A 13,479-nucleotide genomic window follows, 5' to 3' on the forward strand; every position below is an offset into this window, starting at 1 on the left:
GGCACCAACCTACGGCGCAGCCTCGGGAACTGAAGCCGCCCCTGGCCGCGCTCAGGCGCGGCCAGGGCAACCTCTTGGCCACAGGGATGGATACTGCGTGGTCGGCAAGGTGTCGGCGCCAATCAGCCAGCCTTGCCACCGAGGTAGAAATGCTGAATGTCCTCCCGCGCCGCCAACTCGGCGGCAGGGCCCTCACCCACCACCCGGCCGTTTTCCAGGATGTAGGCGTAACGGGCATGGCGCAGGGCAACGTTGATGTTCTGCTCGGCGACCAGAAAGCTCATACCTTCTTGGGCGTTGAGCTGGGCGACGATGGCAAAGATCTCCTCGACGATGATCGGCGCCAGGCCCATCGAAGGCTCATCGAGTAGCACCAACCGAGGCTTGGTCATCAAGGCACGTCCAATGGCGAGCATCTGCTGCTCGCCGCCCGAGGTCAGCCCAGCCTGCGCCTTGCGTTTGGTCTTCAAACGCGGGAACCAGGAGTAGATGCGCTCCAGCTCCTGCTCCAGCTCGCACCGCTTCGGGCTGCGCAGAAAGCCGCCGCTGCGCAAGTTCTCTTCTACGGTCAGGTGAGCGAATACATGCCGCCCCTCCAGCACATGGGCGATACCCCGGCACGCCAGAAGATGCGCCGCCACCCCGGCAGTGTCCTGCCCTTGGAAACAGATATCGCCACGGCTAACTTGCGCGCGGTCAGCATGGGCCAGCCCTGAGATCGCTTTCAGCGTGGTGCTTTTGCCGGAGCCGTTGGCACCAAGCAACGCGACGATGTCGCCCTGCCCAACCTCAAGTGAAACTCCGGCCACGGCAAGAATCGCGCCGTCGTAGATCACTTCGATGTCGTTTACCGCAAGCAGCAACTGGCCTACGGTGCGTGCAAAAATCGCATGGTTCATGGATGCTTTGCTCTTAGAGTGCCCTTGGCGCCCATCTATGATCATGTAGATGGCGAGCCATTCCTTTGGCTCGCACATTCTGTCGGTGCATCATCGTGCCAGTGCCGTCCTACAACCAGGTCGACCTCACGGCTTTTCCTCATGCGTCTGCAGATGAACATTGATCTGGGCGATATGTTCCGGACCAATGCCACAGCAACCACCAATGATCGTTGCCCCGCCTTCTACCCACCGCTGCGCCCATTGCAAGTAGGCCTCCGGCCCAAGATCGGCACGGATATCAAGCAACGTGTCATTGGCCTGGGCGTCTTCACGTACCGGAGGAAAGGCATTGGCATAGACACCTAGCGGTAACTCGCGAGCCTGCGCCTTCAGCACCCGTTGGGCACTATGGAGCGCTGCGGCCATGCTCTCAGGTTGGCTGCAATTGAAGAGCAATGCGCTGGCCCCCAGCTCAATAGCCAGAAGAACAGCCTGCTCCACGCTTTCACCCGAGCGTAGCAAAGGCGGCGTATCTTCGGTGTCGGGATCAAGCAGCGTGAAGGACAGCCAGAGCGGCTTGTGCTCGCCGTCCAGCGCGGCATGCACGGCGCGAGCTTCGGCCAAGGAGCTCTGGGTTTCTGCCAGCCAGAAATCCACATGCGGCGCAAGGCCGCAGATCAGTTCACGATGGATGGCCTGAGCACGGATCGGATCGAAAAGATCCGGCCGATACGACCCCAGCGCAGGCGGCAAAGATCCAGCAACCTGTACCGAAGTTTCCGCCTCGTCAGCAGCACCGCGGGCGAGTTGCCCGGAAAGCTTGGCCAAGGTTCGACCCGAGCGGGCAAAACGCTCCTCGCCAATATGAAACGGCACCACTGCATAGCTGTTGGTGGTGATCACCTTAGCACCTGCCTTAATGAACGCTCGGTGCACTTGGGTTACGTACTCAGGCGCTTCGAGCAGAGCCAGGGCTGACCATTCCGGCTGCCGGAACGGCGCACCGATGCGCTTGAGCTCTCGCCCCATCCCACCGTCGAGTAGAGTCCAGGCATTCTGAGTCATCGAGCGCTCTCCTTGGTGTCAGCGGTACTCAACCAGCGATCGACGGTCGCCTCGTTGGCGGCGACCCAGGCTTTGGCCGCAACTTCCGCTGGCTGTTTTTCGCGTTCGATCTTCAGGATCAAGTCGTTGAGGGCTTCCGGATCGATACTCACGTTTTCCAGGAAAGCGGCGATCCGGGGGGCGCGTTTCTGCAACGCTGAAGACGCGAGAATGTGAACCTTCGCGTCGGGGTAAGCACAGGTCACGTGGCTCTTGTTCAGCCAGTCGGCATCGACGGTTGGACTGATGAAGTTCCAGCAGCCATCAGCCTTGTACAACGGGTCGCCCTTCTTGTTGTCCTGAGCGTAACCGTCGAACGGCGGTTCATCGAGACGGCGAAGGTCATAGGCGGAGAAGATCCAGTCTGGCGTATAGGCATAGAAAATCACCCCGCGCTCGGCTTTGTAGGCAGCATCAAGCTTGGCGTAAGTCACCGAGGCCTCTGTGGAGACCGACTCGAAGTTGCCGTCGAAACCAAAGTCCTTGGCTTTGATCTGGCCAATGTAGGTCGACTCCCAGCCGGCAGGGCCGACCAATAACTGGGACTTGCCACCACCCAGCGGGGCGAACAACTTGGCGATCTCCGGCTTCTTCAGGTCATACACCGACTTCACGTTGTACTTGTCCTGAATGTAGCCCGGAATGTAAAAGCCCTGCACACCGACATAAGGCTGTTTGTTGGGAATCAGCGAACGGGTGCCCCCAGTCACGTACTTGGCGAAGGCCGCCGATTGGTTAGGCAGCCAGATGTCGGTAAGCACATCGACCGAACCGTCGCCCTTGGCGGCGGCTGCGAACAATACTGGCAGATCACCCGCCAGGTAGGAGACATCACCATCGAGACGACTGGAGATGATGTCGCCGAGGATGTATTGGATGGCGATAGCGCCGGTCCAGTTCTGCTCGCCGATCACGATCTTGTCCTTGGCGAAGCTTGCCGTAATAGGCACGATCGTGCCTAGCAATAAAACTCCGGCAAGGGCGCGGGAAAGGAACCTGGTCATGGAAGGTATTACTCCTAAGTAGAATGATGACGTTTGCGAAGGGATGCCTGGATGATCCGATCGGGTACCAGGGCACAGAAAACAATGGCAATACCGGCAAGGACGCCCTCTCCCCCCTTGATGTTGCGCAAGGCGGTCATGACGTCGTAGCCCAGCCCGCCGGCGCCGATCAGCGCGGCCACGACGACCATTGACAAGCTCATCACGATGGTTTGGTTGACTCCCAGCAACAGCGAGCCAGAGGCCAACGGTAACTCGACTCGGGTAAGCGTCTGCCAGGGCGTCGCGCCATGAGCAATCGCGGCCTCTACGGCCTCCCTGGGTACCTCCCTGATGCCCAGTGCCGTTAGGCGAATCATTGGTGCGAGGGCGAATATCACCGTAGCTATCACTGCCGGCGTCTTGCCAACGGAAAAAAAGGCCACCGCTGGAATCAGATAGACAAAGGTCGGCAATGTCTGCATGACGTCCAGCAGCGGCGTGATCAAGCGCCGCGCGAGTGACTTCTTGGCCAACAGAATGCCCGCCGGGATGCCGATCAACAGTGACAACAGCACCGACGAGCCAACCAGGGCTATGGTGGAAACCGTTCGCTCCCAGAAGCCGAACAGTCCGATGTAGCCCAAGGCCAACGCACTGGTCAGTGCCAGGGCCGCACCGGCAGAGCGCCAAGCCAGGTAGATCAAAGCTGCCGCAGGAACAGGCCAGGGAATCCAGCCCAATGCGCCCTCCACACCTTCGATAACGGTACGCACCGCGACTATCACCCCGATGAAGACGCTCTCGAAGGCCTGTTGTGACCAGCCGATAATCCGGTCAATCGCGCCAGCGACCGCTAGCATGCTGTCGCGGTCTGCGGGAAAGTGCAGTAGTGCGCCCGCCGCATCCGGCGTCAGCCCCCGCCAAAGAGTCAGCGCCTGGCTCAATAGCAAAAGCGCCAAAGGCAACGTTACTCCATGGGAATCGCGGCAGTGACTACGCAGGCTCAGCCAGGCACTGGCCATGTGGTTGACGAGCAGCGCTGCAAATGCGCCGGCCAGCGTCCACCTACCCCCCTCTCGCCAAGCGCTGGCGAGCCCAGCCAAGGCGATAAGCTCGACCAGTAGCGCAAGCCAGAACAGGCCATTTCGTCCGGCTACCGCCAGGGCCGCCGGCCCCAACAGTCCCTGGCGAAACCAGTTGACCACCACCGGCTCTTCGTGGGCTAGAAACGGCGAGACGTTATTTGTCTCGTATCCAGTTGACACGGCTGGACTGATATGCGGCCGTTCGTCGAAGAAGTCCGCCACCCCTTCATCCAGCGGGTGTTCGAGTAACTCATCAGGCGTGCCGACCTGTACCAACTGGCCATCACGTAGTACGGCGATGCGGTCAGCCAGGCGCAGCGCCTCTCCCGGATCGTGGGTCACCAGCAAGGTCGTGATGCCGCGCTGACGTACCAGTTGCAGGAAGCGTCCCTGTAAATCGCGGCGAATGGTCGGATCCAACGCACTGAAGGGCTCATCCATCAGCAGAATGCGCGGCTCGGTAACCAGCGCCCGGGCCAGCCCGACGCGTTGCTGCATGCCGCCGGACAACTCATGGGGAAAGTGCTCGGCCCAGTCCCCCAGCCCCACCGCCTTTAGCTGCAGTTGTGCAGAAGCACGCCGCGCACTTTCCGGCTCACCTCGTAGTTCCAAGGGTAAGGCGACGTTGTCAAGCACGCTGCGATGTGGCAATAGTCCAAAGTGCTGGAACACCATGCCAACGCGCTGCGAACGCAACTGACGCAGCGCAGTCAATGTCAAATCACCCAGCACCTCGCCATCGACAAGCACATCGCCGCTGCTTGGTTCTATTAACCGGTTGACATGACGCAGCAGGGTCGACTTGCCGCTCCCTGAGGTGCCCATCAGGCAGAGCACCTCGCCACGGCGCACAGCAAGGCTCACTTGTTCTACAGCGTTCCTTGCCGCTCTCCGGCCCCCCTCGTAGCGCTTGGTCACTGCGCGAAACTCCAGAGCGATATCGGTGGTCTCTGCAGAACCGAAGGACACGCTTCTACCATCCGCCACGTCTCGTGGGGCGGCTTCAACTAGGTCATTGGTAATCGGTGGGTATACTTCACTCACGTCGGCACCTGGGATTGATGAGATTCCAGGGAGCGAGAGCAGTCTTCATGCCAACCGACCAGAACCCACGTATTCTGGGGGTTGCCAGCTTTTTTACATTGGACGACATGATGCTGATGCAACATCGCTGTAGCACCGCTGCTGTGTGAGCAACAGTAAGATGGCGTAACCCGCCTAACAAGAAAGGTTGGTGAAACTGCTATTCATCAGTTTTGTATCCAGGCTACTGAGTACCAACGATTCTCGAAGGCCTGCTATGTGAACTTGCGGTGCGGAGTTCCCCACTTCGATAGCTGTCAGCAATCGCCATTCTCGATCCTGCATCCTGCTGGGGAAATCGAAGGCATTTCTGGGGGTTGATACAACGCTTGTTTGAATGCTGGGCCAGCACGGTCGAAATCCGAGTCTGAGCCAGCCCATCGTGTCTTTGGGATAAGTGAATTACTGCTACGCTTTTCAGAAGCTGTCCGGGAATATTCGACGCCGCATCAGTGATTCATCACAGACGAGTTCCGTTGTCGGTCGGGCCCACCCTTTGCTCATCCAAGGTGCCGACATGGCTGAGTTCAAGAAGCGTTCAACCAAACGGTTGTCCAGGGTAATAGACGACATCCGTGAAGATAAGAATTTTCACTCGCTCAAGGAGAGACTGGAGGCCGGCAAACGTCTACGAGATGTCGTGCCGCGGGCGGCTCATGCAACGTGGAAATGCAAGCCCAGGCAGCGTGATCCTGTCGGTTTGCTCGAACTGTCCAACCGTGACCGACATCCGGCACTGGTGCCTGTGCGTTACGGGCGAATGCTGCGCAGTCCATTCACCTTCTTGCGCGGCTCGGCCGGCCTGATGGCACGCGACCTCGCCACACTGCCTTGCACCGGCGTACGCGTCCAGGCATGCGGCGATTGCCACCTGCTCAACTTTGGCTTGTTCGCCACCCCTGAACGCAACCTGATCTTCGATATCAACGACTTCGACGAGACGCTTCCTGCACCTTGGGAATGGGACATCAAACGGTTGGCGGTCAGTTTTGCCGTCGCCGCCCAGGACAATCGGCTGAACGATAAGGAGGCAGGACAGCTGGCCATGGCCTGCGTGCAGGCCTACCGCAAACGCATGCGTGAATTGTCGGAGATGAGTCCGCTTGACGTCTGGTACGACCGCTTGGACGCTCAAGCGATCATCGACATGGCACCCAGCATGAAATACCGCAAAGCGCGGCAAGAGTTGATAGCCAGGGCCAGAACGCGCATTGGGGACTACCTGTATCCCCAGATCAGTGATGAAGTGGGCGGTAGGCGGCGCTTGGTCGACCAGCCGCCAATCCTGTTCCATATCCATGAAGCCGGTTTTGCCAAGCGCGTGAAGCTGGCTCTTGAGGATTACCGCAGTTCATTGCTACCCGAGCGCAGAGTTCTCTACGACCGTTATCGCCTCGAGGACTTTGCAGTAAAAGCCGTAGGCATCGGCAGCGTGGGCACGTTCTGCTTCGTTGGCTTGTTCTTTTCGGCTGAAAACCATCCGCTGCTGCTGCAATTCAAGGAAGCCTGCCCATCAGTGCTGGCGCTCTATGCCGGCAAGAGCGAATTTGCCAATCAAGGCCAGCGCGTGGTTACCGGCCAGCGCCTTTCGCAGTCCGCCAGCGACATTTTTCTGGGCTGGACCGAAAGCAGCAAGGGCCGGCAGTTTTTCGTCAGACAACTGCGCGATATGAAGATGTCATTGCCGGTGGAAGGTGCGTCTTTCGAGCAAATGAACATGTATGCGCAGGTGTGCGGCATGACATTGGCGCGGGCGCATGCCAAGTCAGGGGACGCAGCACTGATCAGCGGATATCTCGGCAAGTCGGACGCCTTCGATCAGGCCCTTGGCAAGTTTGCCCTGGCTTATGCCGAGCAGAATGCCAGGGACTACGCGGCGCTGGTCAACGCCGAGAAAAAAGGCAGGATAAAAGCGTTTCGCGAGGAAGACGATTGAGCACTGCCATGGCCTATGCCCGGGAGTGACCCAACTGCATTTATCTGGATTCAAGAAGATGAATGAAAATCGTGTTTCCACTGCGCATTCAAGCTCCTTCCGTTTCAACAGAACCGCTCTCGTCGCGGCCACACTGATGCTGACCGCCTGTTCCACGCTCGGCCCTTCTACTATCGAGCGCGATAGAAGCGATTACGCGACCGTCATAGCCACGACCTGGAAAGAACAGACCCTGTTGAACATCGTCAAGTTGCGCTACGCCGATGCCCCTGTGTATCTGGAGGTGTCATCGGTGATCAGTTCCACGGCCATCCAAAGCCAGGTAAACCTTTCCGCAAGTTGGTTCAGCGGTTCACCAGCCGAGGGTAACAGCCAGACATTGGGCGCTTCGGGCCTTTATACGGATCGCCCTACCATCAGCTACACACCGCTATCCGGTGAACGCTTTTCCCGCTATCTGCTCACGCCGCTTTCGCCAGCGGCGATATTCTCGCTGATTCAGGCGGGCTATCCGGTCGATCGCGTGCTGCACCTGACCACACGTGCTGCAAACGGCTTGTACAACAGGTCTACCTCCCCGTCTCGGTTACGTTCAGCAGACCCCGAGTTCTATGCGGTGCTGGATGCACTTCGGCGGATTCAGCGTTCGGAAAAGCTGGGTATGCGGATCAGTCAACGTGCTGGGGCTGACAGTGAGCTGCTGCTGATTGCCGACACCAGGTCGGAGATCGTCGAAAAAGACCGCCAGCTGGTGCGTCAGTCGCTGCACCTTCGACCCGATGCGGAGGTACTGCACCTCACTTTCGGCTCGGTGCAGCGGAACGATTCCGAAGTGGCCTTGCTGACGCGCTCGATGTCGGAGATCTTCTCGGAAATTGCCGCCACCATCGACGCCCCGCCCATCCATGTGCAAGAAGGGCGGGCAAACCCCGCGCCCGCCCTTCCTGTGGTTTCCAGCGAGTGGGACGCGCCACTGGTGCGTATCTTCTCAAGCGAGCACAAGCCAGATAATGCCTATGCGGCCGTGCGCTATCGCGATCACTGGTTCTGGATAGACGATCGCGACCTGAGGTCCAAGTCCGAGTTTCTGTTCATCCTTGTGCTCTTGTCCCTTGCCGAAACCGGCGTCGCGCCGGAAACACCAGTCATCACCATCCCCGCCAACTAGTCCGGCAGCGGATACAGGCTTTGCAGCAAGCGGTCCTGTGCGGACTGTGGACCTAGGTAGCGAACGAACAGCGCCTCACCTTGCAGCCCCGAAAGGGCCTGACTCAAGGCGGTATCCACCAACAAGCGAAAATCTACATCTCCCCTTGGCATCGACAACGCCACCCGGCTCATGACGAACAGGTGATCCGGAACCCACAGCTGGTCGCGTTCGGCTTGCCGGGCCTGGTGGGCCAGCAGGACCACCCTGTCTCCGAGGAACGCGTCGACCTTGCGGTCGACCACCCGTTGCACCCCCTCCTCGTACGTCGACACTTCCTCGAGCGTGGATTGCAAGCCAAGCTGGCGAATCCGCTCATGGGCCCAGCGGCTGCTCAAGGTGCCACGCAATACGGCGAAACTGTGCTTGCTCAGCCCTGCATTGATCGTCGCGCGCCAGCGCGGGCCGGTATTGTCCGTGCTACCGCTGAGGGGGCTGAGCAAGCTGGCAGGTGCATCGCGCCTGACCAAAGCCGCGAGGCCGGAGGTAAACACCGGAATGGAAAAATCCAACGTGCCTCGTCTGGTTTTGGTTTCCACAATAGGTGTACACAGCAGGTCGACCTGCCCGTTGCCCACGGCCCGAACAGCCTCTGGCTCTGCCAGTGAGTGCCAGCGCACCTGCAAGCCAGCGAGCCCTGGCAATTCCCGAATACGTGCGACGACTGCTTGGCAAAGGTCGATGGAATACCCCTCCGGAGCCTGATCGCTGCCTGATGAGAAGGGTGCGAACCCCTCCATGAATCCGAGGTTCAGCACCTGCTCCTGGCGTAACCGGCCCAACGTGTCGGCAGCGGCGACGGTGCTGTCCGCTGACGCGCACGACAGCAAACTGACAAGACACCAACCGGTCACTTTCGATCCGCGCTTCATGGCGCACCTCCGATCATGTCCAGCGCCCTGACGAAACGTTTGGCAATGAAGCCGAACAGCAGGTAACCCAGCGCCATGATCAGTGCCGCACCGAATACGGCTTCCAGGCCCGAGGCGTACAGTGCGTAGAAGCAATAGCAAACCGCGACCACCATGATTGCGCTGTTACGGCGAAAAATGGCTGCCTGTACCTGGGCCTTGTACATGATCACCAACAGCCCGGTCAGCGAGGTGATGTAGGGGATGATGTTGGTCACGGCAGCCAGGTTCACCAGTTTGCTGAACTGGGCGCTGGCATTGGGCGACAGCGTCGACAGGGCAATGAGGCTCTGCAGCACCGCACAGGTCAGCATGCCCGCCAGTGGCACGCCACGGGCCGTGGTGCGTGTAAACAGCGTTGGGAAAAGCCCCTGCCCGGCGGTGACCCTGGCGGTTTCAGCCAAGGTGAACTGCCAGCCAAGCAACGAACCGACGCAAGCGATCACCGCCAATGCCATGATCACGTTGCCGACGGAGTCGTTGAACATCTGTGCATAGACCATGGCGAAGGGCGCGCTGGCGTTGGCAAGCTCCGGATTCGGCACGATGCCCTGGATGACACTGGTCGAGAGGATATAGATCACCGCCGCGCCAAGGGTGCCGAGCAAGCATGCCAGAGGCACATTGCGCTTCGGATTTTCCACCGCGTCGGAGTTCTGCGCAGCTGATTCCATACCCAGAAACGCCCACAAGGTCAGTGGAATGCTGTTGGTTATGGCCTGAGCCACCGGCATTTGACCTGGGTTCCAGGCGTCCTGGAAGGTTGCGAGGCTGAACCAGTACCAGCCGATCAAGCTCAAGCCGGCAACCGGGACGATGACACCCCACACGCTGACCGCGCCAATACGACCGGTAACCTCGGCGCCACCCAGGTTGGACAAGGTGGTAAACCAGATCAACGTTACCGCTCCTGCCAGTAGCGGCCCGCCGCCACTGCCAAGCCAGGGTATGAAAGGCGTGAGGTAGCCCACGGCGGAAATGGCGATGGCCACGTTGCCAATCATCAGTGACAGAAAGTAAAGGTAGGAGCACAGAAAGAAAGCAGACTTGCCATGGGCTTGTTCACTGTAGGCAGACATGCCACCCGATTGCGTGCAGTAGATGCCGCATTGCGCGAAACAGTAGGCGATAGCCATCGAGCCTATGGCCGTGATCACCCAGGACAACAGCGAGACAGCGCCGATCTGCGCCATGCTCGCTGGCAGCATGATGATGCCGGACCCCATCATGTTTACCGTGACCAGTGTCGTCAGTCCGACCAGGCCCATTTTCTTTGCTTTTTCACGCATGGCGGCAACCTCCGCGAAAGCCTGTCGAAGAACCGATCGTCACTTTCCAACGCTGCGTCCCAACCGACGGGCCCCAGGTGTAGCGCTTATACCGTGCAATACCACGCTGAGCACGACGCAAGCGATAGTCGTGGCGATGATCGTGCTGCCCTCTTGCAACCGTGCATCGAGTACCAGCACAGCGAAAACGATAGACGCTAGACCACGCGGCCCGAACCAGCCAATGAACAGACGGCTATCGGCAGTCAGTTCGCTCCCGGCAAGGCTGACCCAGACAGGCACCATACGCACCAGCGACAGGCTCAGCAGCGCGTAGAACCATACCGAGGGCGACAGGATTTGCGAGGCCTTGGGCGCAACGTAGGCACCGAACACCACCCAGGTCAGCAGCGAAAGCGCTTCACCGCAGGATTCGCCGGTCTTGAGCAGCAGTTGCGTTTCCCGATTGAACAGGTACCCCGTAAGCAATCCTGCGCAAAATGCCGCGATGAAACCGCTTCCGCCCATTGCCTGGGCACTGGCGAAACTCAGCAACGCCAGGGCGGGCATTACCAGTTGTTGCCATGACTCCACCTGCAGGCAGCGGCGCTGCGAAAGACGCAACAACCCTCCCACCACCAGCGCCAGCACAGCCCCCGTCAGTGCGCCGATACCCAACTTCTCAAACAAGAAGTATCCCCCCAGGGCGAAGGGCGTCGTCGAGCGGCTCTCCATCAACAATGCCTGCAACAAGAGCAGCACCGGCACGCATATGCCATCGTTCAATCCGCTTTCGACATTCAGGCTTTCACGCACGTTGGCTGGCACGAGGGGGTTGGTCACCACTGCCTTGCCAAGGGCGGCATCGGTGGGGGCCAGGATTGTCGACAACAGGGCCATTTCCAGCCAGGGCATGCGTGGAAACATCAGCCACGCAGCTAGCCAACCGGCGACCAGGGTCAGCGGCAAGCCGATCGCCAGCAGACGCAGCGGCAGGCTCCGGTTGCGGCGTAACTGAGGCAGATCAGCATGGGCAGCATCGCTGAACAACACGATCGCCAGGGTAAGCTCGGCCAGTAGCCGAAGATCATGGCGGTCCAGGGAAAGGTTCAGTAACCCGAGCCCGGCCGGGCCGGCCACCAGGCCCGCCAGCAGGAACAACAGGGGCCCGTTGACGGGCCTGGATTCGAGCGCGCCGGCCAGGTTGGCGTAAAGCACCAGCAAGGCAGCCAGGACAGCCAAATTCTGATACATGACAACCCACCGGGATCGACACGACTGTATAAAAACGCTACCACTGCGTCCGTGGCGCGGCGATCCCAAAGGCGGCAGAAGTTATCTTAGGTCAACAGTTGAAGTAATTAACCTGCAAGACCGCTGCGCATCGGGCGGTGCCAGCCCCAATGCCCTCGACATCGACCGCAAGCATTGTCATGGAACTGACCTGTGCTTGGCTTTTATCAAGTCCAATTGGCGGTGGCAGCTTAATTTGCCAATGACCATTGGCCGGCTACGGACAAGAATCATGAACCGCCCCGCTCCCTCACGCGTTCGCCTGTATGACGAACAAGATCTCGATAGCGTGCTGCGTACAATGGCGTATCAGGCCCTGGCGCTGATGCCTGCGCAGCCCCTGGTACTGGTGGGAATTCAACGCCGAGGTGAGCCTTTGGCGCGGCGCCTGCAACTGCACTTGCAGCAACTGACCGGAAGTGCCGCGCCACTGCCGCTCTACCCGATCAAGGTCAAGCGCTACGCCGACGACCTCAGCCTCCTGCATGCCCATACGCAGCTCACCGAGAACCCTGAGCTGGCCAACCTGAATCTGGCCGAAACCACCTTGCTGGTGGTCGATGACGTGCTGTACGAAGGGCACTCCCTGCTGCGCACCTGCGCATACCTGGCTGAGCTTGGGGCGCGACGGGTACTCAGCGCGGTGCTCGTTGACCGTCACGCCTGCCGCCAACCCGTGCATGCACACATCGTGGGCATACACCTGCAAGTCGCCAAGCAGGACATCGTCGAATGTCATGTGCCGCCTTTCGAAGCGGATTTCAGCGTGGAAGTGATTCGCCACGGCCGAGCCGGCGATACCGCCTGAATCAATCGGCTGACGGGGGCCTGACTGCCAGAACGCTGCACGGGGCGTCATTGACGAGCCGTTCGGTAGTATCGCCGATCAGCTTGGCCCAACGTCTGGGCTGCACCACGCCGACCACCACCACATCGATCTTCAGCGTGGGGACGAGAGACTGAATGACGCGCAGCGGCGCACCTTCGATAAAGTAGCGCTGCGTATAGGGAATGCCATGGATATCGGCCAGTTCATCGAATGGTAGCTGGAGTGACTCGCGCACTTGCTCCGCCCATGGCGCTGCCAGGTCGGGATTGGCCAGCATGGCCAACGGCAGATCGTAAACCGACAGCAGATGGACCTGGCCGTTGCATGGGCTCGCCAGTTGCCGGCCTGCCTCCACCAGTGCATGGTTCAGCGCTTGCTGCGCAAGGTCCGCCTTGGCCACATCCACGGCCACCAGTATGTTCGCGGGCATGGCGCTGGCCTCGGCAGGCACGAGCAGCAATGGCACCTTACTGGTATGCAGCAACACATGGTCAACCGAGGATTTGTCGTTCAGGCCAGGTACCGGACTGGCGGGTAGCCCCTTGATCACCAAGTCAGGCGCAAAGCGTGCAATACACGCCGGTACGAGGTCACGCGCCATGGAGCTTTCCAGCGCTTCGAAGGTGGTGTGCAACCCTGCGGGCGCCTGCTCGTCGAGCAATGCCTTGAGCCCGGCACTGAAGTGCGCGAACGCGGCTGAAGGTTGTGAAGCTTGCTGCCCTGGCTCGGGCAGGCCAGGCTCAGTGGTGGTGTGGATGCCCAGTACGTGCAACAAGGCACCTGACGCTCGAGCCAATGCCATGGCCCGATGCATCGCGGCATGGGCCTGGACCTTGGTCATGACCAGAAGAATCCGGCGGTACGGGCTCATCAGCCACCTCCTGGCGCGAATATGG

General features: G+C 59.9%; 11 protein-coding genes. 3 read left to right on the forward strand and 8 right to left on the reverse strand.

Going from position 1 to position 13,479, the window contains the following annotated elements:
- Positions 1 to 122 precede the first annotated feature (122 nt).
- The 4 genes from ACLCGK_RS18555 to ACLCGK_RS18570 form a co-directional block, all read right to left on the reverse strand.
- Positions 123 to 899, reverse strand: a complete 777-nt coding sequence (locus tag ACLCGK_RS18555) for an ABC transporter ATP-binding protein (RefSeq protein ID WP_410952630.1) — start codon at positions 897 to 899, stop codon at positions 123 to 125.
- Positions 900 to 1,025: 126 nt separating this feature from the next.
- Positions 1,026 to 1,946, reverse strand: coding sequence for a homocysteine S-methyltransferase family protein (locus ACLCGK_RS18560; protein WP_371033721.1), 921 nt, complete (start codon positions 1,944 to 1,946; stop codon positions 1,026 to 1,028).
- Positions 1,943 to 2,989: a glycine betaine ABC transporter substrate-binding protein gene (locus tag ACLCGK_RS18565; protein WP_371033720.1), complete on the reverse strand. Its 1,047-nt coding sequence runs from the start codon at positions 2,987 to 2,989 to the stop codon at positions 1,943 to 1,945. Before ACLCGK_RS18565 ends, ACLCGK_RS18560 begins: the two co-directional genes overlap by 4 nt.
- Positions 2,990 to 3,003: 14 nt before the next feature.
- Positions 3,004 to 5,025 carry an ATP-binding cassette domain-containing protein gene (locus ACLCGK_RS18570; protein WP_410952662.1) on the reverse strand — a complete coding sequence of 674 codons (2,022 nt, stop codon included), beginning with the start codon at positions 5,023 to 5,025 and terminating at the stop codon, positions 3,004 to 3,006.
- Between the two features lie 631 nt (positions 5,026 to 5,656).
- Here ACLCGK_RS18570 and ACLCGK_RS18575 point away from each other — a divergent pair.
- A complete protein-coding gene (locus ACLCGK_RS18575; RefSeq protein WP_410952631.1) occupies positions 5,657 to 7,075 on the forward strand; it encodes a DUF2252 domain-containing protein in 1,419 nt (472 codons plus the stop codon).
- Between the two features lie 58 nt (positions 7,076 to 7,133).
- Complete coding sequence (locus tag ACLCGK_RS18580; RefSeq protein WP_061552137.1) at positions 7,134 to 8,243, forward strand: hypothetical protein; 1,110 nt, start codon at positions 7,134 to 7,136, stop codon at positions 8,241 to 8,243.
- Here the strand turns inward: ACLCGK_RS18580 and ACLCGK_RS18585 are convergent.
- The 3 genes from ACLCGK_RS18585 to ACLCGK_RS18595 are packed head-to-tail and all read right to left on the reverse strand — an operon-like array spanning position 8,240 to position 11,715.
- A complete protein-coding gene (locus ACLCGK_RS18585; RefSeq protein ID WP_410952632.1) occupies positions 8,240 to 9,154 on the reverse strand; it encodes a transporter substrate-binding domain-containing protein in 915 nt (304 codons plus the stop codon). The two genes, ACLCGK_RS18580 and ACLCGK_RS18585, sit on opposite strands and share 4 nt — an antisense overlap.
- Entirely contained in the window at positions 9,151 to 10,482 is a 1,332-nt protein-coding gene (gene potE, locus ACLCGK_RS18590) for a putrescine-ornithine antiporter (protein WP_410952633.1), read from the reverse strand. Before potE ends, ACLCGK_RS18585 begins: the two co-directional genes overlap by 4 nt.
- Positions 10,483 to 10,521: 39 nt before the next feature.
- A complete protein-coding gene (locus ACLCGK_RS18595) occupies positions 10,522 to 11,715 on the reverse strand; it encodes a cation:proton antiporter (protein ID WP_410952634.1) in 1,194 nt (397 codons plus the stop codon).
- A gap of 271 nt (positions 11,716 to 11,986) precedes the next feature.
- On the opposite strand from ACLCGK_RS18595, the gene ACLCGK_RS18600 reads away from it, so the two are divergent.
- Positions 11,987 to 12,562, forward strand: coding sequence for a phosphoribosyltransferase family protein (locus ACLCGK_RS18600; protein ID WP_410952635.1), 576 nt, complete (start codon positions 11,987 to 11,989; stop codon positions 12,560 to 12,562).
- 1 nt (position 12,563) lies between these two features.
- Here ACLCGK_RS18600 and ACLCGK_RS18605 read toward each other — a convergent pair whose 3' ends face one another.
- Positions 12,564 to 13,454 (reverse strand): universal stress protein, encoded by an 891-nt coding sequence (locus tag ACLCGK_RS18605; RefSeq protein ID WP_410952636.1) that lies wholly within the window; start codon positions 13,452 to 13,454, stop codon positions 12,564 to 12,566.
- Positions 13,455 to 13,479: the final 25 nt, after the last annotated feature.

This window comes from Pseudomonas sp. S1(2024), assembly GCF_046557535.1.